This window comes from Streptomyces sp. MUSC 14 (assembly GCF_001866675.1).
GTDB lineage: Bacteria > Actinomycetota > Actinomycetes > Streptomycetales > Streptomycetaceae > Streptomyces.
In genome coordinates this window covers 1-21,907 of sequence record NZ_MLYN01000028.1, presented here as the reverse complement: position 1 = coordinate 21,907, position 21,907 = coordinate 1, and the positions used below count along the sequence as shown (strand labels likewise).

Below are 21,907 nucleotides of genomic sequence, written 5' to 3'. Positions count from 1 at the left end.
CCCCTTCACTGCTGCGACAGGCGGTCCAGGATCAGCGGGCCCAGGTCGGTCACGTCGCCCGCGCCCATGGTGAGAACGAGATCACCGGGCTTCGCCATTCCCGCGATCACGGCGGGGCTCTCCGCCTTGTCGTGCACGGTGGTGACGTCGGCGCCGGCGGCACGCGCGGCGTCGATGATCAGCTCGCTGGTCACGCCCGGGATCGGGTCCTCGCGGGCCGGGTAGATGTCGAGGACGACCGACGCGTCCGCGAGGGCCAGGGCGTCGCCCATCTCCTTGCCCAGCTCCTGGGTGCGGGAGAACAGGTGCGGCTGGAAGACGACGAGGATCCGGGAGTCGCCGGCGGCGGCGCGCATGGCCTCCAGATCGGCGGTCATCTCGGTCGGGTGGTGGGCGTAGGAGTCGATCACCTGGACGCCGGCCGCCTCGCCCTTGAGCTGGAGGCGCCGCTTGACCCCGGTGTAGGCGGCGAGCGCGGGCGCCAGCTCCGCGGCGGGGATGCCGAGGGCGGCACCGGCGGCGAGCGCGGCGACGGCGTTGAGGGCGTAGTGCCGGCCGGGCACGGAGACGGCGAAGGTCAGCTCCTGGCCGTCGAGCACCGCGGTGACCCGGCTCTTCAGCCCCTGCGGGACGATCGACAGCACGCGTACGTCGGCGTCCTCGGCCTCGCCGTACGTCACGGTCCGCACCGAGCCGGCCAGCCGCCGGGTCAGCTCGCGCGCCCCCGCGTGGTCGGCGGAGATCACCAGCGTGCCGCCGGGCACGATCTTCCCGGCGAAGGTCTCGAAGGACTCGTGGATCTCGTCGATCGAGGCGTAGTTGGCGTGGTGGTCCAGCTCGACGTTGAGGACGATGGCGACCTCGGGGGCGTACGTGTGGAAGCTGCGGTCCGACTCGTCGGCCTCGGCGACGAAGATGTCGCCCGTGCCGTGCAGCGCGTTGGAGCCGGGCGCGTCCAGGTCGCCGCCGATGGCGTACGACGGCTTCAGACCCAGCTCGGTGAGCGAGACGGCCAGCATCGAGGTCGTCGTGGTCTTGCCGTGCGTCCCCGCCACGGCGATCGGGCGCAGCCCCTGCATCAGCGCGGCGAGCGCGTCGGAGCGGTGCACCACCGGGATGCCCAGCTCGGCGGCACGGGCCAGCTCGGGGTTGTCCTGCCGGATCGCCGAGGACACGACGACACAGCTCGCGTCGTCGGCGAGGTGTGCGGCCGCGTGCCCGATGTGCACGGTGGCGCCGGCCGCCCGCAGCGCCTCGACGGTCGCCGACTCCTTGGCGTCACTGCCGGCCACGGCGGCCCCGCGCTGGGCGAGGATCTTCGCGATACCCGACATCCCGGCGCCGCCGATGCCGATGAAGTGCGGTCGGTCCATGGCGGCAGGAAGGCCGGGTGCCATGTGGTTCTCCCCAGAGGACGGTACGTACTAGAGCGGGCCTAGCCTATGCGCTCGCGCACGGCCCGCCTCGCAAGGGGCGCGGGGCAGCCGGCCCGGCTCACGCCTTGCTGTGCGAGAACAACTTCAGCACCGGCACCCCCACCTTGTGCCGCGCCCGCGACGCCCAGTCCCGGTGGAAGAACTCCTCCACATAGTGCGGATCGGTCAGCACGATCACCTCGTCCGCCGACGCCTCCGCCACGAGAGCCTTCAGCGCCTCCAGCGGATGGTCCTCGACCAACCGTCCCTCCGCCGTGCTCCCCGCCGCACGCAGTGCCTGCACCGAGACGTCGAGGGCCTGCTGTCCGACCCCCTGCGCCGCCGCCCCCTCCGGCGTGTCCCGCTCCCGCACCGCCTCGTCGAGTTCACCGAGCGCGATGTCGTCGATGGCCCGCAGCAGGCGGTCCGCCTGGTCGCCGCGCGGCTGGAGGAGTACGTGGAAGGCGACCGGCTCGTCCCCGTGCAGGGTGGTGACGAACTCCACGTCGGCGGACGTCAAGGCCTTCTCGATCATCAGAACGCTTGTGAACACCGAACGCCTCTTCTCGTCCGTGGCCCCGGCAGGGCCGCTGCGGAAACCATCCTGCCCCGTGCTCCCACGGGTCCTGCCGGTCTAAGTCTGCCCTCCGGAAGCTAAACGGAACGACAGATTCCGCTGATTTCAGGACCGACGGTAGCGACCGAACAGGAATCCGGCCTCCTCAAGAAGGGAGACGAGGGTGAAGCGGCGCGGCACGGCGACCGGCGGGCCCCCGGCGATGCGCTGCGCCTCCCCCGCGGTGAGCATGGGCGAGAGGGTCAGGCACATCTCGTCCAGCACCCCCGCGGCGATGAACTGGCCGAGCAGCCGGGGCCCGCCCTCGGTGAGCAGCCGGGTGTGGCCGAGCCCGGCGAGGGCGCGTACCGCGCGGGCCGGGTCGACGCCCGCGCCGTCGCCCGCGACCACCACCCGCGCACCCGCCTTCTCGGCGGCGGCGACCCGGTCCGGGGCGGCAGCGGCGCCGGTCAGGACCAGCGTGGGCACGAGGGACGAGGTGAACAGCGGAAGCGAGAGGTCCAGGTCCAGGCTCGCGGTGACGACCGCGATCGCCGCCGCCGGGCCCTGTCCGGCGGCCGCGCGGGCCGCGGCGAACTCGGTACGCGCGCGTGCCGGGCGGTACTGCTCCTGACGTACCGTTTCCGCGCCCACGACCACGACGTCCGCGAGCGCCCGCAGGGTGCCGAAGATCCGCATGTCGGCGGCGCATGAGATGGGCTGCGAGCGCCCGTCGTGCTGGGCCGCACCGTCCAGGGTGGAGACCATGTTGGCCCGCAGCCACGGCCGCGGCTCCCCCGACACCGACACCGGCTCCGACCCCGACGCCGGCTCCGACCCGGGCTCCGGGTAGGCGTAGGCGGCGGCCAGCTCGGCGAGGCTCCACTCACGGTCGGCGAGCGCCGCCGTACGGTCCTGGGCTGCTGTTTCGTCGGTCACAGGGAACAGGCGTCGCATGTCGTGCAGTGTGACACGGCGCTTAGCATGGGTAACCGTGTCGTCCTCCACCGCCGCCCCCGGTTCCAGCCCCGTGATCGAAGCGGGCCCCTTCTCCCTGTGCGCCCGCGAGCCGCACGTCCCCGCGGACCGGCTCGTCGCCGAGATGGTGCCGCCGCCCCGCTTCGACTCGGTCCGCTTCTCGACGTACATCCCGGACCCGAACCAGCCCAGCCAGACCGAGGCCGTGTCGGTCCTGGAGGGCTTCGCGGCCGGACTGGGCGGGGCGCACGCCTCCGGCGCCGGCAGGCGCGGCTTCCTCGGCTTCGGCCGGGCCAGGGCGCCCAAGACCCCGGCCGGCCCGCGCGGGGTCTACCTGGACGGCGGCTATGGCGTCGGCAAGACCCACCTGCTCGCCTCCCTCTGGCACGCCACCCCCGCCGAGCCCGCCCGCAAGGCGTTCGGCACCTTCGTGGAGCTGACGAACCTGGTCGGCGCCCTCGGCTTCCAGCAGACGGTGCAGACGCTGTCCGGGCACAGCCTGCTGTGCATCGACGAGTTCGAGCTGGACGACCCGGGCGACACGGTCCTGGTGTCGACCCTGCTCGGCAAGCTGGTCGACGCGGGCGTCGCGCTCGCCGCCACCTCCAACACGCTGCCCGGCAAGCTGGGCGAGGGCCGGTTCGCCGCGGCCGACTTCCTGCGCGAGATACAGGGGCTGTCGGCCCACTTCCGCGCCCTGCGCATCGACGGCGAGGACTACCGGCACCGCGGTCTGCCCGAGGCCCCCCGGCCGTTCTCCGACGAAGAGGTGACGAAGGCGGCGTACGCCACCGAGGGCGCCTCGCTGGACGACTTCCCGCATCTGCTGGAGCACCTGGCGAAGGTCCACCCGAGCCGGTACGGCGCGCTGACCGACGGGGTCACGGCCGTGTGCCTGACCGGTGTGCAGCCGGTGCCGGACCAGTCGACGGCGCTGCGGCTCGTGGTGCTCGCGGACCGGCTCTACGACCGCGAGGTCCCGGTGCTGGCCTCGGGGCTGCCCTTCGACCGGCTGTTCAGCGAGGAGATGCTGAACGGCGGCTACCGCAAGAAGTACTTCCGCGCGATATCCCGGCTCACCGCACTGGCCCGGGATGCCAAGGGGCTCGTCGCCTCGTAGTCAAGAGCCAGATCCAGCCACCCGACCGGCACTTTTCACGCTCTCTCATGCCCGTAACGCGCTGTTAACCCTGCAAAGGACTTTGCAGGGTTAACGTGTTTCTTGACCAAGCATTGACTAACGCTTGGTTCGCACGAGACGCGTGATGTCACGGAAGGGGGGCGCATGTTCCGAGGTACGACAGCCCGGACCCGGTTCGCTCTCCTCGCCGCCGCACTGCTCGCGTTCCAGCTCTTCGCTCTCGCGGGATCCTTCGCACCCGCGCACACGCTCAGTCAGGCGCAGGCCAACGCCGAGCCCGGAATCACCTCCCCCGCCACGGCGGCACACGAGGGTGCGGGCTCCGCCGCGTGCGCGCAGGAGCACCCGCTCATAACCGGCCGGGCCGCCGGCGCCGACGCCCCGGGCATCCCCGGAGCCGTCGGGCCGCGCGCCCCGAAGGCCTCAAGACCCCATACCCCGGCGGCACTTCAGGTCTTCCCCAGCTGACGGCCGGTCGGCGCCGGCCCGGCCCCACCGGGCTCTTCCACTCCCCCCACCAGAACCGTTCAACACCGACGCGTCCGTGCAGGCGCGCCAGGAGGAACCACACACATGCAGCCCCTCATCGACAACGCCCGTAGCTTCGGACAGCGCCCTGAGGAGTTCGCCAGACTCGGCGAAGGCCAGTCCCCGCAGGTGCTCTTCATCACCTGCTCCGACTCCCGGGTCGTCCCGGCCCTGATCACGGGCGCCCGCCCCGGCCAGCTCTTCGAGCTGCGCACCGCGGGCAACATCGTCCCGCCCCACACCTCGCAGCACCCGACCAGCGAGGCCGCCACCATCGAGTACGCGGTGGAGGTGCTCGGCGTCCGCGACATCGTCGTCTGCGGCCACTCGCACTGCGGGGCCGTCGGCGCGCTGGTGCGCGGCGACGACCTCACCGCCGTACCGGCCGTACGCGACTGGCTGGCGCACGCCGCCACCCCGCGTCCGGCCGGCCAGGCCGAGGACCCGGAGGTCGCCGTAGGGGTGCAGGCCCACGCCCTGACCCAGCTGCTGCGGCTGCGCTCGTACCCCTGCGTCGCGCGGAAGCTCGCACAGGGGCAACTCGGGCTGCACGCCTGGTACTACGAGGTGCACACGGGCTCCGTACGGGCGCACCACCCGCAGACCGACACCTTCGAGTCCCTGTGAGCGCACCGATGACCGACGACAGGCCGGCGACCGGCAAGAACCCCCTCATACCCGAGACACCCCGGAAAACCCTGCAATACCGGAAACTCCGAATATCCCGTTTCCCCCACGCGCGGCAGGACTTCGCCGCGTCCCTCGTCGTCTTCCTGGTCGCGCTGCCGCTGTGCGTCGGCGTGGCCGTCGCCTCCGGTGTCCCGGCCGAACTCGGCCTGGTCACCGGCATCGTGGGCGGCCTCGTCACCGGACTGATGCGCGGCAGCAGTCTGCAGGTGTCGGGGCCGGCCGCCGGTCTGACCGTGCTCGTCTTCGAGGCGGTCAAGGAGTACGGCCTGCCGGTGCTCGGCGTGATCGTGCTCGCCGCCGGAGCGATCCAGATCGCCATGGGCCTGCTGCGGCTGGGCCGTTACTTCCGCGCCATCTCGGTCTCGGTCGTCGAGGGCATGCTGGCCGGAATCGGGCTGGTCCTGGTCGCCGGGCAGCTGTACCCGGCGCTGGCGGCCAAGGCCCCGGACTCCGGTCCGGGCAAGATCGCCGGGCTGCCCGGGGCGTTGTGGGCGGCCTTCGGCGACGGCACGGCCCTGGCCTCGCTCGCCGTCGCGGCGGGCACGGTCGTGGTCCTGCTGCTGTGGAAGCACGCCCCGGCGAAGGTGCGTACGGTTCCCGCGCCGCTGGCCGCGGTCGGCCTCGCCATGCTGGCCGCGTTCGCGCTGGACCTGCCGGTGGCCACCGTCGAGGTGCGGGGGCTGCTGGGCGCCGTCCGGCCGCCGCCGCTGAGCGCCTTCGGCGAGCTGGCGGCCGTCGGGGTGCTCGGCACGGTCGTCGCCTTCACACTGATCGCCTCCGCCGAGTCACTGTTCAGCGCGGCGGCCGTGGACCGGCTGCACTCCGGGCCGCGCACCGCGTACGACAAGGAGCTGGTCGCCCAGGGCACCGGCAACGCGGTCTGCGGGCTGCTCGGCGCGCTGCCGATGACCGCGGTGATCGTGCGCAGCGCGGCCAACGTGCAGGCGGGCGGCCGCACCAAGGCCTCCCGGGTGCTGCACGGCGTGTGGCTGCTGCTGTTCGCCGCCCTGCTGCCCGGGGTGCTGGCGTACCTCCCGATCCCGGCGCTCGCCGGCATCCTGATCCACTCGGGTGCCAAGCTGGTGCCGGTCCGGGCCCTCGCGGGGCTGTGGCGCGAGCACCGGGGCGAGGCCCTGGTGCTGGCCGTGACGGCGGTCTCGATCGTGGCGGTCAGCATGTTCGAGGGCGTGCTGATCGGCCTGGCGCTCGCGGTGGTCAAGACGGCCTGGGAGGCCTCGCACGTCGGGCTGGAGGTGGTCGACAAGGGCGCGGGCCCGGTCGACGCCCAGCTCTCGGGCAACGCGACGTTCCTGCGGCTGCCGAAGATCCTCGACAGCCTGGAGTCCCTCCCCCGGGACCGCCCCGTCCGCCTGGACCTGACCGGCCTGCACCACCTCGACCACGCCTGTCGTACGGCCCTGGAGAACTGGGCCGAACGCCACAGCGCGGCCGGGACGGAACCGGTGAGGGTCACGGCGGCACAGGCCGTCTGACCGGTCACCGCCCGGTCCGCCCGGCGGCTCCTGACCCCGGGCCGGGATGCCGACGCCCCTCGGCATCCCGGCCCGGTCCCTGGGGGTACACCGGTTCGCCGGGACCCCTTGCGGAGCGGCCCAACCGGCTTATGGTGACAGCAGCGGACAAAAGCAGACCTCTCCGTGAGGAGGTCACCATGCTCCAGGAGCTGCTGGGCGCCATCGCGGCGGCGGGTTCCGCCGGAGTGATCTACCTGGCGATGGCGGCCCGGGTGGTCAAGCAGTACGAACGCGGTGTGCTGTTCCGGCTCGGCCGCGTCAGCGGTGCCGCACGGGATCCGGGCTTCACGCTGGTCATCCCCTTCGTGGACCGGCTGCAGAAGGTCAACATGCAGATCGTGACGATGCCGATCCCGGCCCAGGAGGGCATCACCCGCGACAACGTCACCGTCCGGGTGGACGCGGTCGTCTACTTCAGGGTGGTCGACCCGGAGAGCGCCCTGGTGAAGGTCGAGGACTACAAGTTCGCGGTGTCGCAGATGGCCCAGACGTCCCTCAGGTCGATCATCGGCAAGAGCGACCTGGACGATCTGCTGTCCAACCGCGAGAAGCTCAACCAGGGGCTGGAGCTGATGATCGACAGCCCCGCCGTCGGCTGGGGCATCCAGGTCGACCGGGTCGAGATCAAGGACGTCTCCCTGCCCGACACGATGAAGCGGTCCATGGCCCGCCAGGCCGAGGCGGACCGGGAGCGCCGGGCCCGGATCATCAACGCCGACGCCGAACTCCAGGCCTCCAAGAAGCTCGCCGAGGCCGCCCAGCAGATGGCCGACACACCGGCCGCGCTCCAACTGCGGCTGCTCCAGACGGTGATGGCGGTGTCGGCCGAGAAGAACTCCACTCTGGTGCTGCCCATCCCGGTGGAGCTGCTGCACTTCCTGGAGCGGGGCAACAACCCGCAGCAGACACCGAACGGTGAGACCGCCCCGCAGACGCGGGAAGGCGACAGAGCAGTGGGGGGACCCGACGGCGACCGGGCGCCGCGGGCACCGGACGGTGCCGGCGCACAGCGCGCCCTGGACGGCGGGAGTACGCAGCACGTGCCGGACGGCGGCGGCACGCAGCGGTCCCTCGACGGCGACGAGGGGCCCCGCGCGGCGGACGGTGACGGAGGGACGCGGTCCGGCTAGCGTGCCGGGCATGCGCAGGCGTGAGTCGACGGGAGTCGGCGAGTGACGACAACGCGGCTGGGGGTGCCCCCTCTGGAGGGAGCGCGTGCCAGAGCCCGCGACGCAGGCATGATCCGAACGACACCCCCCGGCGTGCGGGGAATGCGGAGGAGTGTGGTGGCCCCGGCGGTCCTGGCGGCCGTGCTGGGCTGCGTCGCCGGGTGCGGGGGCGCGGGCCGCACGGGCGACCGGGGGCCCGCGACAGCCGCCGCCCGCATCACGGTCACGAGCACCGCGTACGCCGGGGGCGGCACGATCCCGCGCCGCTTCACCTGCGACGGAGCGGATGTCTCACCGCCGCTCGCCGTCACCGGCGTACCCGCCCGCACGGCGTCCCTGGCGCTGCTCCTCCAGGACCTGGACGCCCCGCACGGCACGTTCACGCACTGGCTGGCGTGGGACATCGGGCGGGGCACCGCGCGTCTCGCCGCGGGAGAGCGCCCGCCGGGCGCGACGGAGGGCCGCAACGGCTTCGGGAGGACCGGCTACGGCGGCCCGTGTCCGCCCCGCGGCGACCGCCCGCACCGCTACGTCCTCACGGTCTACGCCACCGACCGCCGCCCGGCGCTCTCCCCGGACGCCACCCCGGCCGACCTCCACAAGGCCCTGACCGGCCACACGCTCGCCGAGGGAACTCTCACGGGCCGCTACGGCCGCTGAGCCCGCCGGCCGGGTGACCGGGGCGCCGCGCCGTTCGCAGATCGGTATACGAGCGACCATCCCGCCGTACGTTCGCGTGATGATCGCACGAGCAGGCCGTATCGGCGCCGTCTGTGTCCTGGGCGCGGCGCTCGCCGCCTGTGGCGGCGCGGGCGGAGGCCGTCCGGGGCCGGGCAGGTCCGCCGTACCCGTCTCCATCATCCCTCCCGTCGTACGGCCGCCCGTGCTCGCGCCGGGGCCCGGCGGGCTGGCCCCGGTCTTCGAGCACGGCCCGCGCACCCGCGGCAGGGCGGTCGCGCTGACCTTCGACGCCGACATGACCGCCGACGACGGGCCCCGCGCGGCGGCCGGCGAGCACTTCGACAACCCCGGACTCATCGGCGCCCTGCGCGCGTTGAAGGTGCCGGCCACCGTCTTCATGACCGGCCGGTGGGCCGATGAGTACCCGGCACAGGCCCGCGATCTCGGCCGCGACCCGCGCTTCGAGGTCGCCAACCACTCCTACAGCCACCACGCGTTCACCGCCGGCTGCCACGGCCTGCCGGCTCTGCCGGCCGACAGGATGCGCGCGGACGTGCGGCGCGCGGACGCCGCCCTGAAGAACGCGGGCGTGCCGCACCCGATGCCGTACTTCCGCTTCCCCGGCGGCTGTCACGACGAGCGCTCGCTGCGGGCGCTGGGCGGGCTCGGGGTGACGGCGGTGCAGTGGGACGTGGTGAGCGGCGACGCGTTCGCCACGGACGCCGGAGCCGTCGCCCGGCAGGTGCTGGACGGCGTGCGGCCCGGCTCGGTGGTCGTCCTGCACTGCACCCGCAGCGCCGCCCCGGTCACCGAGCGGGCCGTCCGCACGGTCGTACCCGAACTGCGCAGGCGCGGCTACCGGTTCGTGAAGGTCTCCGAGCTGATCGGGCAGACCGACGGGCACCGGTCAGGGTGAGCGGCGGGAGCTGAGCCGGGCCGCCGCGGCGAAGGCGGCGGCAGCGAGCACGAGCGCCGCGGCCAGCGGCAGCAGCGGCACCGTGATCCGGCCGGTCTGCGAGCCGGTGACCAGACCGCTCACCGCGGCCTGCGCCGGGGAGCCGGTGAGCACCACGGACAGCAGCACGCCCAGCAGCATGGAGGGCACCGCGCGGCCGGTGGACCGCAGCACCGGCCGGTTGGTGAGCGCGCCGACGGCCGCGCCGATCAGGGCGCAGGCGAGCGTGGCCGGCAGTCCGGCCGCGCCCGCCTGCAGCAGGGGTACGTGGATCTGGTGGCCGTTGTCCGCCGGGGCGCTGATCAGCGTCACCACCGAGGTCGCCACCACCCCGAGCACCGCCGCCGCGAGCAGCGCGGTCAGCAGGGCGGCGAGGTGGGCGCGGGCGGGGCCGCGCGCTGCGGCGGCACAGGAGCGGGCCGCGTCCGGTTCGCCGGTGACGCAGATCCGCACCAGCCAGGCCGCCACCGGCAGCAGACCGCCGGCCGTGAAGCCGAGCGAGTCGAGGACGGGCTGGCCGCTCTGTACGCCGATCACGAGGTACGCGGCGTAGAGGAGCACCGGCGGCAGCCAGCGCTGGGAGCGCACCAGCAGGTCCAGCTGGTAGCGCAGGAGTGCGGTCATGGGCGGCTTCCTGGATCGGGGGGCGGCGCGAGGTCGTCGGGGACCGGTGTGTGCTCCGGGGGCGGGGTGACGCGCACGACGTGCCAGGGCGGGCGGGCCGTGAGCAGGGCGCGCAGCAGGATGTCCGAGTGGGAGGCGGGGACGGTGAGGCGGTAGCCGCCGGGCGCGGTCTCCAGCGCGGTGGCGCCGGTCCGCGCCGCGTCGGGCGGCAACGCCCCGCCGGCCGGTCCCTGCGCGACGATCAGGGCGAGCGGCCCGGCCGGTGAACTCCCGCCGCCCGTACGGGGCTTGAGCCCGCCGTCGAGCACGGTGTACGTCGCGTCCGGCGTTCCGGCGAGCCGGGCCGGGTCGTGGTCGACGAACACCACGGCGCCGCCGGCGGCGGTCCGCTCGGCCACCGCCCGCTCCAGCTCGGCCCGCGCCGCCGCGTCCAGGCCGGTCCAGGCCTCGTCCAGCACCAGCAGCTCCGGCTCGCCGAGCAGGGACTGGGCGACGGCGACCTTCTGGCTGCTGCCCTTGGACAGCCGGGCCATCGGGGTGTCGGCGTGGCCGCCGGCGCCGAACCGCTCCAGCCAGGTGCCCGCGGTGCGCCGTGCCGTCGCGCGGCTCAGGCCGTGCACCGTGCCGAGGTGGGTGAGATAGCCGAGCGGGGTGAACGGGAGCGCCGAGGGGAAGCGCTCCGGGACGTAGGCCGTGCGCGGGCGGCCGGTGACGCGGCCCTCGGTCGGCGCGTCCAGGCGGGCGAGGAGACGCAGGAGGGTGGACTTTCCGGTGCCGTTCGCTCCTTCTATGCGGGTGAGGGTGCCGGGCGCGATGGTGAGGTCGACGCCTCGTAGCACCCAGGGGCCGCGGATGCCGTAGCGGCGGCCTACGGCGGACAGTCGTAAGGCACATTGCATACGGTCATTGTGGTCGGTCGCGCCGCGGGGACCGCTGCCCCGTCCGGTCCGTGGGCCGGTCGCGCCGTGCCGCACGCCCTTTAAGGTGGCCTGTTGTGAGCCCTGCATCCACGCCCCCGACTCCCACGCCCCCGGCTGACACGCGTGACGAAGCACCCCAGTTCGTGCTCCCGCTCGTCGTACGGCTGGAGCGCGCCGCGCCGCCCGCCCGTACCGACGCGCTGGAGACGGCGGCCCGGGCCGTGCTCGTGCTGCTCGGGGACGAGCGGGCGCACGGGGACGGCGCGTGGGCCGGGGCGGTACGCGCCTGGGAGGACGCGCGGATCCGGAAGGTGGTCCGGCGCGCCCGTGGGTCCGAGTGGCGGCGGGCCGAGGCGCTGCCCGGGATCACGGTGACCGGCAAGTCGGCCGAGCTGCGGGTGTTCCCGCCGATCCCGCTCGACGGCTGGCCCAAGGACCTGGCCAGGCTCCAGGTGTCCGGCACCGAGCTGGACGACCCGGAGCCGCCCGTCGCGCCCGAGGCGGCCCGGCCCGTGCTGTGGCTGAACCCGGAGCTGGAGATGTCGGCCGGCAAGGCCATGGCCCAGGCGGGGCACGGCGCGCAGCTGGCCTGGTGGGCGCTGCCGGAGGCGGAGCGCGCGGCCTGGCGGGACGCGGGCTTCGCGCTCGCCGTGCGCACCGCCGACCCCGCCGACTGGGGGCGGCTGACCGGCAGCGGGCTGCCGGTGGTGCGGGACGCCGGCTTCACCGAGATCGCGCCGGGCTCGTGCACGGTCGTCGCCGATCACCCTGCACTGCGCTAGGGGGCCGGCGCGATGACGCGGGTCGACGGCCGGGTCGAACGGGGCAACCGCACCCGGCAGTTGGTGCTGCGCCGCACGGTGGAGATCGCCTCGGTGGAGGGCCTGGAGGCGCTCACCGTCGGACGGCTCGCCACCGAGCTGGAGCTGAGCAAGAGCGGGGTGTTCGCGCTGTTCGGCTCCAAGCAGGAGCTTCAGCTGGCCACGGTGCGGGAGGCCGCGCGGATCTTCACCGAGCGGGTGCTCCGGCCCGCGGCGCAGACCCCGGCCGGGGTCGGGCGGGTGTGGCGGCTGTGCGAGCTGTGGCTGGAGTACTCACGCGGCCGGGTGTTCCCCGGCGGCTGCTTCTTCTACGGCGTCATGGCCGAGTACGACGCCCGGACCGGGCCGCTGCACGACGCCGCGGTCCATTCCCAGCGCGACTGGTCGGGGTACGTGGAGCGGACGATCGACGAGGCCCGTGCGGCGGGTGAGCTGCGCGCGGACACGGACGTCCCGCAACTCGCCTTCGAGGTGGTGGCGCTGCTGGAGACGGCGAACGCCCTGTCGGTGCTGCACGACGAGGAGAGCGCGTACCGCAGGGCGCGGGTGGCCATCGCGGCGCGGCTGCGGGGCGCGGCCGTGGACGGCACCCCGGTCCCTCAAGTCCCCTGACCCGGAACCCGGTTGGCATCGGGACCGGGTTTCCCAAAAAAGAGCACGATCGTTCGCTTTGTTTTATGCTCGGGCCATGACTGTGACCGGAACGAACGTCGTGGAACTCGACCGGATCGCCGTCCAGGAGGCCGTGCGCGTGGTGGACCTGGCCACGCCCGAGGACTGGACGCGCGACACCCCCTGCACCGGCTGGAACCTGCGCCGGCTCGTGGCCCACATGACCGCACAGCACGTCGGGTTCGCCGCCGCGGCGCGCGGCGCGGGACGGCAGCCGGAGCACTGGCGGGAGCCCGAGGAGCTGAGCGAGCCCGCCCGGACCCACCGCTCGGCCGCCGCCGCGGTGCTCGCGGCGTTCGCCGAACCGGGCGCCACGGAGCGGGAGTTCACGCTGCCGAACCTGGGCGACTTCCCCGGCGGGCGGGCGATGGGCTTCCACTTCGTCGACTACGTGGTGCACGCCTGGGACGTCGCCGCCGCCCTCGGCACCACGGTGGACCTGCCCGAGCACGTCCTCGTCGCCGCGCTCGCCGTGGCCCGTGCGGTGCCGGCCGATCCTGCCCGGCGCGGCCCCGGCTCCTCCTTCGGCCCCGCCCTGGAGGTGCCCGCGGGATCCGGCCCGCTGGAGGAGGCGCTGCGGCTGCTGGGCCGCAGCCCCGAGCGGTGGCCCGTGCGGGGCTGAACCTCAAATCTTGCTCTGAACGCGACGGGAACGGGATTCGGTACCGCCCGCCGGGGCGATACCTCCGTCATTCGCACGAGGGGAGGGGTCATGCGGGCAGGGATCATGCGGGGCGGGGCCGTGCAGCCGGAGACCACGGGGCGGCTGGGCGCGGGGATCGGCTGGCGGCCGGAGATCGCGGACGCCGTGGAGCGGATGCCGGGGATCGACTGGGTGGAGGTCGTCGCGGAGAACGTCTGCCCGGGGCATCTCCCGGAGTCGCTGCTGCGGCTGCGCGAGCGCGGCGTGACCGTGATCCCGCACGGGGTCTCCCTGGGGCTCGGCGACGCCGGCCGACCCGACGAGGGGCGGCTGACGGCACTGGCGGAGCGGGCGGAGGCCCTCGGCGCCCCGCTGGTCACCGAGCACATCGCGTTCGTGCGCGCGGGCGGGCCGCTCACCGCGTCCCCCCTGCTGGAGGCCGGGCACCTGCTGCCGGTGCCGCGCACCCGGGACGCCCTGGACGTGCTGTGCGAGAACGTCCGTATCGCACAGGACGCCCTGCCGGTGCCGCTGGCGCTGGAGAACATCGCCGCGCTGTTCTCCTGGCCGGGCGAGGAGCTGACCGAGGTGCAGTTCCTGTCCGAGCTGGTCGAGCGCACCGGCGTACGGCTGCTGATCGACGTGGCCAACCTGCACACCAACCACGTCAACCGGGGCGAGGACCCGGCCCGGGCGCTGGCCGGGCTGCCGCTGGAGGCGCTCGCCTACGTCCATGTCGCGGGCGGCTTCGAGCGCGACGGGGTCTGGCACGACAGCCACGCCCACCCCGTACCGCGCCCGGTCCTGGACATCCTGACCGACCTCGCCGCCCGGACCCAGCCGCCCGGCGTGCTGCTGGAGCGCGACGAGAACTTCCCCGAACCGGCCGAACTGGAAAGGGAGTTGACCCTGATCCGCGATGCGGTGACGGCCGGACGGGAACAGGCCGGCACCGGTGGCGGCACGGGGGCCGCCGCCGGTGCCCTTCCCTCGGGCGCGGGTGACGGCGGCGGTGTCGCCGTGCTCGCGCGGCCCGTGGTGGCGGCGCGCGAGCGGGTCGGCGTCGCCCAGGCCGCCGTGCTGTCCTCGCTGGTGGCCGGGACGCCGGTGCCGGAGGGGTTCGACCGCGCCCGGATGCGGGTCCAGGCCCGGGCGCTCGCGGCGAAGCGGGCCGACGTGGTGGCGAAGGTGGCTCCGGAGCTGCCGGTGATCCTCGGCGCGGGGTACCGGCAGCTGTTCCTGGAGTACGCGCGCGAGCATCCGATGAGCGGGGGGTACCGCCGCGACGCCCTCACCTTCGCCGGCCGTCTGCTGCACTCCGGCCGCCCGCGGGAGGCGGGCGCACGCGAGGAGCTGCGGGAGTGGTGGCTGGACCGGTCGGGACCGGCACCGAGGCGGTCCGGCGGGCGGGTGGCCCGTACGGCGCGCAGGGTACTGCGGCGACAGCGGGGCTGAGCAGGAAGTGGCCTCGCTCACCGGCACCGCCCCGGCGCAAGCGCGCCGAAGGGGCGCGGGGAACGGCGCGACCAGCCACGACGCACGGGCGGTCGCCGACGCGCCGCACGGAGACGGTGATCATGCGCGTACCCCGCCCAAGCCCCGCAGGGAACCGACGGCAGTAATATGCCAAGCCGTACCACACCCCTGCACACGCGTGCGGTGCGCTACAGGAGGCGCCATGCGACCCCGACCCCCGATCAAGGGCCGAGGCATATTCAGCGGCACCGGACTGGTCATCGCGGCACTCGCGGCGACCGCCGCGGCACTGCTCTACCCGATCTGGTCCTACGCCGACCGGCAGGACACGGCCGACGCGAGCACGCTGAGCACGCAGACCGTCACCACCCCCTACGGCCCGCTGTCGGCCCAGGACAAGGACTTCATCACCAAGGTCCGGCTCGCGGGGCTCTGGGAGCTGCCGGCCGGCGAGCTGGCGGAGCAGAAGGGCACCACGACGGCCGTCCGCACCGCGGGCCAGCACCTGGTCGACGGGCACACCTCGCTGGACGCGCACGTGCGCACGGTCGCCACCCAGCTCGGCATCCCCCTGCCGAACGAGGCGAACAGCCAGCAGAAGCAGTGGCTCGCCACCCTGAACGGCGCGCAGGGCGAGGACTTCGACCGCGAGTTCGCCGCCCTTCTGCGGCTCGCGCACGGCCGGGTGTACGCGCTGGCCGCCCAGGTCCGGGCCGACACCCAGAACTCCCTGGTCCGCGATCTCGCCGACGACGCCAACGCGACCGTCCTCGACCACATCAAGGTCCTGGAGGCGACGGGGTACGTCGACTTCGCCACGCTCGCCCAGGAGCTCGCGGCCTCTCCCACCCCGGTGCCGAACCCGCCGGCGGTCGCCCCGAGCGCGGCCGTCCCGCTGACGCCGTCACCGGGCCCGTCGTACTCCCTGCCGCCCGCCACCGCGGAGCCGAGCAGCCCCTGACGGCGCCGACCGCACGAGACGGAACGTCACATACCGGCCACACTCCGTCCGGAATGTGAAAAGGGCATGGCGTTCACCCGGGCCGTCGGCATAGAAACTTGTCATGTTCTGGTTTCTTCTCCTGCTCCTGGCCTGGGCTTTCGCCGGTACGGCGTGCACCCGGCTGTGTCTGGCGGCCGTACGCGCGGCGGCCCGGGACGCGGCCGCCGCCGCGGTGGACCAGGAGCGTGCGCACGCGTTGACGCTGTACGAGGCGGCCTTCCTCTCCGGCGGTCCGGCCCGGGTCGCCGATGTGACGATGGTCTCGATGGCCCGGCAGCGGCGTCTGCTGCTCGCGCACACCGGCTGGGCCACGGTGGTGGACCCGCGGGGGCACGACGAGATCGAACAGTCCGTCATCGGGGCCATCGGGCCGGAGGGCCAGTCCCGGATCCAGCCCGTACGGGCCCGCGCGGCCGGTGCCGAGGCCGTACGACGGCTCGCCGTCCGGCTGGAGCGCGCCGGGCTCGCCGTCCCCGACGGTGCCGCCACGACCGTCGCGGCGGCCGTGCGCCAGGTGCGGGCGGGCGCGCTGGCCGTGGCGGTGCTCGGCGCGAGCGCACTGCTGCTGCCCCTGCCCACCGGCACCCCGCGGCTGCTGGTCGGCCTGTGGTTCGCCCTGCCGCTCGTACTCTCGCTGAGCTGCCTCGTCATCGCCCGGTTCGAGGTGCAGCCGTACTCCCGCTGGGCCTCGCCGGCCGGGCTGCGGCTGCTGGGCGCGCTGCCTCGCAGGCCGGCCGGGGACGAGCGGTCGTTCCTCACCTCCGTCGCCGTGCGCGGGATCCGGGCGATCGGCGAGCCCGAGCTGCGCGCGGCCTTCACCCATCGCGACCAGCCCTAGGCCCTGTCGTCACATTCCCGTCTGCCTCGCGACGCCTGGCACGCCCTCTCGCCGCACCGGGCGAAAGCCCAAGTACGTCCGTACGAGGACTTCCGCCCGGCACCCCGAGCACGCACCAGACGCCGCGAGGCCGCCCTTCGGGCGACGACGGGAATGTGACGACAGGACCTGGCGGGAGTGAGGGCGGCCGCAGGGGGCGCATCGGGGGCATTGGGGCCGACACCGGCCGGGTGGTGCTTGCCTTCCCCCACGGCCGAACGAAACATCCCTTGTGATGTCGCCGGGGCGTGGCAGCCGTGCCATCGCCGTCGCCGCACCGAAGGGATACGCGATGAGAGCTGCCGCCCTGTACTCGGCCGCCGGGTCCTTGCTCCTGACCACCCTGGCCGCCGCCCCGGCGGGACACACTCTCGACGCGGGGCGCGCGGTGCCCGGTGTGCCCGGCACGGCCGAGGCGCGCGGCACCGCCGTGGCCGTGGCCCGCGCCCGCGCGCGGGGCATCGACTTCGGCGCGTGCTCGCGCGCGGACATCCCCGCGACGGCGCGCACCGTGCGGTGCGGCACGGTGAGCGTCCCGCTGGACTACGCCCATCCCGACGGGGCGCAGATCAAACTGACCGTCAGCCGCGCCGAGGCGACCCGGAAGGACCCTCGCGACAGCAAGCGGCGGGTGCCCCGGCAGGGCGCCCTCGTCTACAACCCGGGCGGCCCGGGCGCCTCCAGCATGATCTTCCCGCTGATCGGCGCCGTCCCGCAGTGGAAGCAGGCCGCGGCCGCGTACGACCTCGTCGGCTACTCCCCGCGCGGCGTGGGCCGCTCGGCACCGCTGTCCTGCGAGGACCCCCGGCGCCTGACCGCGGCGCCCAGCGCGGCGCCGGTGCACCCGTCGGAGGCGTACAAGCAGCAGCGGATCGCCCGGGCGAAGGCGTACGCGCGCGGCTGCGCCCGGCGCTCCGGGAGCGGGCTGCGCCACTACACCTCGCTGAACAACGCCCGTGACCTGGATGTCCTGCGGGCGGCGCTGGGCGAGGACCGGCTGACGTTCGTGGGGGCGTCGTACGGCACGTACTTCGGGGCGCTGTACGCCACGATGTTCCCCTCGCACGTACGGCGCATGGTGCTGGACGCGCCGGTGAACCCGGATCCGCAGAACATCTGGTACCGCTCCAACCTGGACCAGTCGGCCGCGTTCGAGGAGCGCTGGACGGACTTCAAGGACTGGGTCGCCCGCCACGACGGCGCCTACGGGCTCGGGAACACGGCCGGGAAGGTGCAGCACGGCTACGACACCGCGCGCGAGCGCCTGGCCCGCAAGGCGGCGGACGGGAAGGTCGGCCCCGGTCAGCTCCAGGCCACGTTCCTGAGCGCCGGGTACTACGACGACGACTGGCCGAGCCGGGCGGCCGCGCTCTCGGCCTATCTGAAGGGCGACCCGAAGCCGCTGGTCCGGCTGGCCACGGCGGGGGCGGAGGACCCGGCCGCGCGGGCGGCGGCGGAGAACTCCGACGCGGTGTACACGGCGGTGGAGTGCAACGACGCCCCCTGGCCCACCGATTGGAGGACATGGGACCGGGACAACACCCGGCTCGCCCGCGTGGCACCGTTCGAGACCTGGGACAACGCGTGGCTGAACCTGCCGTGCGCCTACTGGCCGGCGCCGCGGCAGAAGCCGCTGGACGTGCGGACCGGACCCGGTGAGCTGCCGCCGGTGCTGATCCTGGCGGCCGAGCGGGACGCGGCGGCGCCGTACCCGGGGGCGCTGGAGATGAACCGGCGGCTGGCCGGCTCGGTCCTGGTGACCGAGCGGGACGCGGGCACGCACGGCATCGCGGGCGGCGCCAACGCGTGCGTCAACGACCGCTTCTGGGCGTACCTGCTGGACGGCCGGGTTCCCGGGCGGCACGCGTCATGCGCACCGCACCAGGAGCCCCGGCCGGCCGCTCCGGCCGGCAAGGCCACCAAGTAGGTCCCGGCGAGGTCAGGCCAGGCCCGCCACCAGGTCCGCGACGTCCTTGCGGCGGCCCGTGTAGAACGGGATCTCCTCGCGGACGTGCCGGCGGGCCTCGGAGCCACGCAGGTGGCGCATGAGGTCGACGATGCGGTACAGCTCGTCGGCCTCGAAGGCCAGGACCCACTCGTAGTCGCCGAGGGAGAACGAGGCGACCGTGTTGGCGCGCACGTCGGGATAGCCGCGGGCCATCTTGCCGTGGTCGGCGAGCATGCGGCGACGGTCCTCGTCGGGCAGCAGGTACCAGTCGTAGGAGCGCACGAAGGGGTAGACGCTCACGTAGTTGCGCGGCGTCTCGTCGGCGAGGAACGCCGGGATGTGCGAGCGGTTGAACTCGGCCGGGCGGTGCAGCGCCATGTTGGACCACACGGGCTCCAGCGCGCGGCCGAGCTTCGTGCGCCGGAAGAGGTTGTACGCCTCCTGGAGCTGGTCGCTGGTCTCGGCGTGCCACCAGATCATGAGGTCGGCGTCGGCGCGCAGACCGGAGACGTCGTAGGTGCCGCGGACCGTGACGTCCTTGGCGGCGAGCTGGTCGAACAGCTCCTGGACCTCGTCGGCGTAACCCGCGCGGTCCTCGGGCAGCACGTCCTTCAGCTTGAAGACCGACCACAGGGTGTAACGGATGACCTCGTTGAGGTCCTTGGCCAGCTTGCCCTTGTTGGGGATCCTGCCGGGCTCGGTGGTGGGGGCGTCGTCGCTCATGGTTCCTATTCTCCCGCTCCGCCGTGGAGGCTTTGCACCGGGTTGGCCGTCAGCTCCCGGATTCCGGCCGGATCGCCGCCGAGCTGGTCGACGGCCGCGTGGGCACTCGCGATGCAGGCCGGGATGCCGACGCCGTCGTACTGCGCACCGCACACCGCGAGGCCCGGCAGCTTCGCGACGTGCTCGCGGATGCGGGCCACGCGCGCGTGGTGCCCGACCGGGTACTGCGGCAGGCCGTCGGTCCAGCGGGTGACCCGGGTCCGCAGGGGCTCGGCGTCCAGACCGGTGGCCGCGCGCAGGTCGTGCCGGGAGACCTCGACCAGGGCGGCGTCGTCGCGCTGGAGGATCTCCGTCTCGCCGTGCCGGCCCACGGACGTGCGCAGCACGACCACGTCCGGGTCCTGCTGCGCGATCCAGCCCCACTTGTGGGAGGCGAACGTGGACGCCTTGATGGTGCGGCCGTCGACCGGCGGGACCAGGAAGCCGCTGCCCTCGGGGAGCCGCAGTCCGGCGCGCCGGTAGGCGAGGGTGACCAGGGCCATCGACGCGTACTCGATCGCGCGCAGTTCGGCGGCGGCCGACGGGGACTCGGCGCCCAGCAGGTGGGCGGCCGCCGGGGCCGGGACGGCGAGGACGACCGCGTCGGCGCGCAGCACCCGCTCCCCGGCGACCACCCGCCAGCCGCCGTCGGCCTCCCGGCGCAGCTCGTGCACGGGCGTCCCGGTGCGGATCTCGCCGCCCCGCGCGCGGACGGCGTCGGCGACCGCGAGCGGCAGCGTGCCCACGCCGCCCTCGATGCCCATGAAGACCGGCCCGGTCTGCTGGTTCGCCGCCGCCCTGGCCTGGATCTCGCGGACTCCCTCGGTGAGGGAGGTGTGGGTGCGGGCCGCCTGGAAGAGCTGGGGCACGGCCGAGCGCATCGAGATGCGGTACGCGTCGCCCGCGTAGACCCCGCCGAGCAGGGGCTCGACGAGGCGGTCGACGACCTCGCGGCCGAGCCGGGCGGCCACGTACTCGCCCACGGCCACGTCGTCGCCGACCTCGGTGCGCGGCAGGTCGGCGTCGCGCTCGATGCGGGCGAGGCCCCCGTCGGACAGGACGCCGGTGAGCGCGGCGGCGGTGCCGGGCACACCCATCACGTGGCCCTTGGGCATGGGGCGCAGGGCGCCCCGGGTCCAGAGCGAGGCGGTCGCGGTGGCGGGCGGCTGAAGGCGCTCGTCGAGCCCGACCTCACGCGCGAGGGCCACCGCCTCGGGGCGGCGGGCGAGCATCGACTCGGCGCCCAGGTCGACCCGCACGCCCGCGATCTCGCCGGGCAGCAGCTTGCCGCCGACCCGGTCCGCGGCCTCCAGCACGGTCACGCGCGCGCCGCGCCCCAGCAGCCGGTGGGCGGCGGCCAGCCCGGCGATCCCGGCTCCGATGACGACGACATGCCCCGTACGCGTACCCGTTGCGCTCATGCCCTCCACTCTCTCAGACCCCTCCGACACTCCCGCCAGGGCCCGAAGGTCCCCTCCACCGCACCCCGGTGACCGCGGCGCGTCCGGACCGTGACCGCATCGGAACCCGCGCCGTCAAACGTCCCCGCCCGCCCGGCCGTCGTAGGGCCGTCACAGCAATCGCAGATCACCGTCCCCCGGGGGGTACCACCCATGCGCACACCGCGTTCCCCACGCCGCCCCGTCCGGCCGCTCGCCGGGCTGCTGCTCGCCGCCTGCCTCGCCCTCGCGGGCTGCGGCGCCGCCGCCGACCAGGACGGCGCCTCGGCGAAGTCCGCCGCGGGCAACACGGCCCGGCGGCCGGTCACGGGCGTCAACGGCGCGTCCGGCCAGGCCACTTCGGGCGCCACGGGGTCCGCTCGCCGGACGCCGGGCCCCGCCGCCGACGCCGTCGTCCGCACCGCCTCCCTGACCGTCGAGGTCAAGGACGCCGCCAAGGCCCTGGCCACGGCCCGGTCGGCCGCCGAGGACGCGGGCGGCTACGTCGGCGAGGAGAACACCGACCGGGACGCCGACGGCCACGAGCGGAGCCGGGTCGTGCTGCGCGTGCCGAGCGCGCGCTACGACGACGTCCTCGCCGCTCTCCAGGGCACCGGCCGGCTCGTCGAGCGCACCGCGAAGGCGGTCGACGTCACCGACCAGGTCGTGGACGTGGACAGCCGGGTGAGCTCGCAGCGGGCCAGCGTGGACCGGATCCGCGCGCTGATGGGCCGGGCGGACCGGCTGAGCGATGTCGTGTCCCTGGAGGGCGAGTTGAGCAGCCGCGAGGCCGACCTGGAGGCCCTGCTGGCGCAGCAGGCGTCCCTGAAGGACCGCACGAGCCTTGCGACCATCACCCTGTCGCTGTCCGAGAAGCCCGCGCGCAGGGCCGCCACGGACCACTCTCCGGGCGTCGTGGACGCCCTGTCGGGCGGCTGGCACGTGCTCGTCACGATGCTGCGCTGGATCGCCCTCGCGCTCGGCGCCGCCCTGCCGTTCGCGGCCTGCGCGGCCCTGCTGACGCTGATGTGGCTGCGGATCATACGCCCCCGACTGCCGCACCACGCGAAACCC

Annotated in this window: 22 protein-coding genes; 15 read left to right on the top strand and 7 right to left on the bottom strand. The window is 74.3% G+C overall.

Annotated elements, in window-relative coordinates; all coding sequences use genetic code 11:
* Positions 1–5 precede the first annotated feature (5 nt).
* From murC to BIV25_RS18735, 3 genes are all read right to left on the bottom strand, one after another.
* Positions 6–1,397, bottom strand: a complete 1,392-nt coding sequence (gene murC / locus BIV25_RS18745; protein ID WP_071373492.1) for a UDP-N-acetylmuramate--L-alanine ligase — start codon at positions 1,395–1,397, stop codon at positions 6–8.
* A gap of 97 nt (positions 1,398–1,494) precedes the next feature.
* The gene (locus BIV25_RS18740; protein ID WP_107486180.1) at positions 1,495–1,968 is read right to left on the bottom strand and encodes an indole-3-glycerol phosphate synthase; all 474 of its coding nucleotides are present in this window, start codon (positions 1,966–1,968) and stop codon (positions 1,495–1,497) included.
* Between the two features lie 129 nt (positions 1,969–2,097).
* A complete protein-coding gene (locus tag BIV25_RS18735; protein WP_071373490.1) occupies positions 2,098–2,928 on the bottom strand; it encodes a pyrimidine reductase family protein in 831 nt (276 codons plus the stop codon).
* 37 nt (positions 2,929–2,965) lie between these two features.
* Here BIV25_RS18735 and zapE point away from each other — a divergent pair, with 37 nt between their 5' ends.
* The 7 genes from zapE (at position 2,966) to BIV25_RS18700 (ending at position 9,609) form a co-directional block, all read left to right on the top strand.
* On the top strand, positions 2,966–4,069 hold the full coding sequence (gene zapE, locus BIV25_RS18730) for a cell division protein ZapE (RefSeq protein WP_071373489.1): 1,104 nt from the start codon (positions 2,966–2,968) through the stop codon (positions 4,067–4,069).
* 165 nt (positions 4,070–4,234) lie between these two features.
* On the top strand, positions 4,235–4,558 hold the full coding sequence (locus BIV25_RS18725) for a hypothetical protein (protein ID WP_071373488.1): 324 nt from the start codon (positions 4,235–4,237) through the stop codon (positions 4,556–4,558).
* Between the two features lie 105 nt (positions 4,559–4,663).
* Positions 4,664–5,245 carry a carbonic anhydrase gene (locus BIV25_RS18720; RefSeq protein ID WP_071373487.1) on the top strand — a complete coding sequence of 194 codons (582 nt, stop codon included), beginning with the start codon at positions 4,664–4,666 and terminating at the stop codon, positions 5,243–5,245.
* Positions 5,246–5,253: 8 nt separating this feature from the next.
* The gene (locus BIV25_RS18715; protein ID WP_079176717.1) at positions 5,254–6,801 is read left to right on the top strand and encodes a SulP family inorganic anion transporter; all 1,548 of its coding nucleotides are present in this window, start codon (positions 5,254–5,256) and stop codon (positions 6,799–6,801) included.
* Positions 6,802–6,980: 179 nt separating this feature from the next.
* Positions 6,981–7,973 carry a slipin family protein gene (locus tag BIV25_RS18710; protein ID WP_079176716.1) on the top strand — a complete coding sequence of 331 codons (993 nt, stop codon included), beginning with the start codon at positions 6,981–6,983 and terminating at the stop codon, positions 7,971–7,973.
* A 156-nt stretch (positions 7,974–8,129) separates the two neighbouring features.
* The gene (locus tag BIV25_RS18705; protein WP_256255914.1) at positions 8,130–8,672 is read left to right on the top strand and encodes a YbhB/YbcL family Raf kinase inhibitor-like protein; all 543 of its coding nucleotides are present in this window, start codon (positions 8,130–8,132) and stop codon (positions 8,670–8,672) included.
* A 79-nt stretch (positions 8,673–8,751) separates the two neighbouring features.
* The gene (locus BIV25_RS18700) at positions 8,752–9,609 is read left to right on the top strand and encodes a polysaccharide deacetylase family protein (RefSeq protein WP_071373486.1); all 858 of its coding nucleotides are present in this window, start codon (positions 8,752–8,754) and stop codon (positions 9,607–9,609) included.
* Here BIV25_RS18700 and BIV25_RS49300 read toward each other — a convergent pair.
* Both BIV25_RS49300 and BIV25_RS49295 read right to left on the bottom strand, forming a co-directional pair.
* Positions 9,601–10,272, bottom strand: coding sequence for an ABC transporter (locus BIV25_RS49300; RefSeq protein WP_071373485.1), 672 nt, complete (start codon positions 10,270–10,272; stop codon positions 9,601–9,603). The two genes, BIV25_RS18700 and BIV25_RS49300, sit on opposite strands and share 9 nt — an antisense overlap.
* Positions 10,269–11,171 carry an ATP-binding cassette domain-containing protein gene (locus BIV25_RS49295; protein WP_071373484.1) on the bottom strand — a complete coding sequence of 301 codons (903 nt, stop codon included), beginning with the start codon at positions 11,169–11,171 and terminating at the stop codon, positions 10,269–10,271. Before BIV25_RS49295 ends, BIV25_RS49300 begins: the two co-directional genes overlap by 4 nt.
* 95 nt (positions 11,172–11,266) lie before the next feature.
* On the opposite strand from BIV25_RS49295, the gene BIV25_RS18685 reads away from it, so the two are divergent.
* The 7 genes from BIV25_RS18685 to BIV25_RS18655 all read left to right on the top strand — a co-directional run bounded on the left by BIV25_RS18685 (position 11,267) and on the right by BIV25_RS18655 (position 18,611).
* Positions 11,267–11,974 carry a peptidyl-tRNA hydrolase gene (locus BIV25_RS18685; protein WP_071373483.1) on the top strand — a complete coding sequence of 236 codons (708 nt, stop codon included), beginning with the start codon at positions 11,267–11,269 and terminating at the stop codon, positions 11,972–11,974.
* A gap of 12 nt (positions 11,975–11,986) precedes the next feature.
* Entirely contained in the window at positions 11,987–12,625 is a 639-nt protein-coding gene (locus BIV25_RS18680; RefSeq protein ID WP_071373482.1) for a TetR/AcrR family transcriptional regulator, read from the top strand.
* Between the two features lie 76 nt (positions 12,626–12,701).
* On the top strand, positions 12,702–13,307 hold the full coding sequence (locus BIV25_RS18675; RefSeq protein ID WP_071373481.1) for a TIGR03086 family metal-binding protein: 606 nt from the start codon (positions 12,702–12,704) through the stop codon (positions 13,305–13,307).
* A gap of 90 nt (positions 13,308–13,397) precedes the next feature.
* Positions 13,398–14,783 (top strand): DUF692 domain-containing protein, encoded by a 1,386-nt coding sequence (locus tag BIV25_RS18670; protein WP_256255913.1) that lies wholly within the window; start codon positions 13,398–13,400, stop codon positions 14,781–14,783.
* Positions 14,784–15,006: 223 nt separating this feature from the next.
* Positions 15,007–15,765 carry a DUF4142 domain-containing protein gene (locus tag BIV25_RS18665; RefSeq protein ID WP_071373480.1) on the top strand — a complete coding sequence of 253 codons (759 nt, stop codon included), beginning with the start codon at positions 15,007–15,009 and terminating at the stop codon, positions 15,763–15,765.
* A gap of 103 nt (positions 15,766–15,868) precedes the next feature.
* Positions 15,869–16,645 carry a TIGR04222 domain-containing membrane protein gene (locus tag BIV25_RS18660; protein ID WP_071373479.1) on the top strand — a complete coding sequence of 259 codons (777 nt, stop codon included), beginning with the start codon at positions 15,869–15,871 and terminating at the stop codon, positions 16,643–16,645.
* Positions 16,646–16,976: 331 nt separating this feature from the next.
* Positions 16,977–18,611, top strand: coding sequence for an alpha/beta hydrolase (locus BIV25_RS18655; protein ID WP_071373656.1), 1,635 nt, complete (start codon positions 16,977–16,979; stop codon positions 18,609–18,611).
* 12 nt (positions 18,612–18,623) lie between these two features.
* On the opposite strand, the gene hemQ is transcribed toward BIV25_RS18655, so the two are convergent.
* A complete protein-coding gene (gene hemQ, locus BIV25_RS18650; RefSeq protein ID WP_071373478.1) occupies positions 18,624–19,355 on the bottom strand; it encodes a hydrogen peroxide-dependent heme synthase in 732 nt (243 codons plus the stop codon).
* Positions 19,356–19,360: 5 nt separating this feature from the next.
* Positions 19,361–20,815, bottom strand: a complete 1,455-nt coding sequence (gene hemG / locus BIV25_RS18645) for a protoporphyrinogen oxidase (RefSeq protein WP_071373477.1) — start codon at positions 20,813–20,815, stop codon at positions 19,361–19,363.
* Between the two features lie 192 nt (positions 20,816–21,007).
* On the opposite strand from hemG, the gene BIV25_RS18640 reads away from it, so the two are divergent.
* Positions 21,008–21,907 (top strand): DUF4349 domain-containing protein (locus tag BIV25_RS18640; RefSeq protein ID WP_071373476.1); only part of this gene is annotated, 900 nt, incomplete at its 3' end.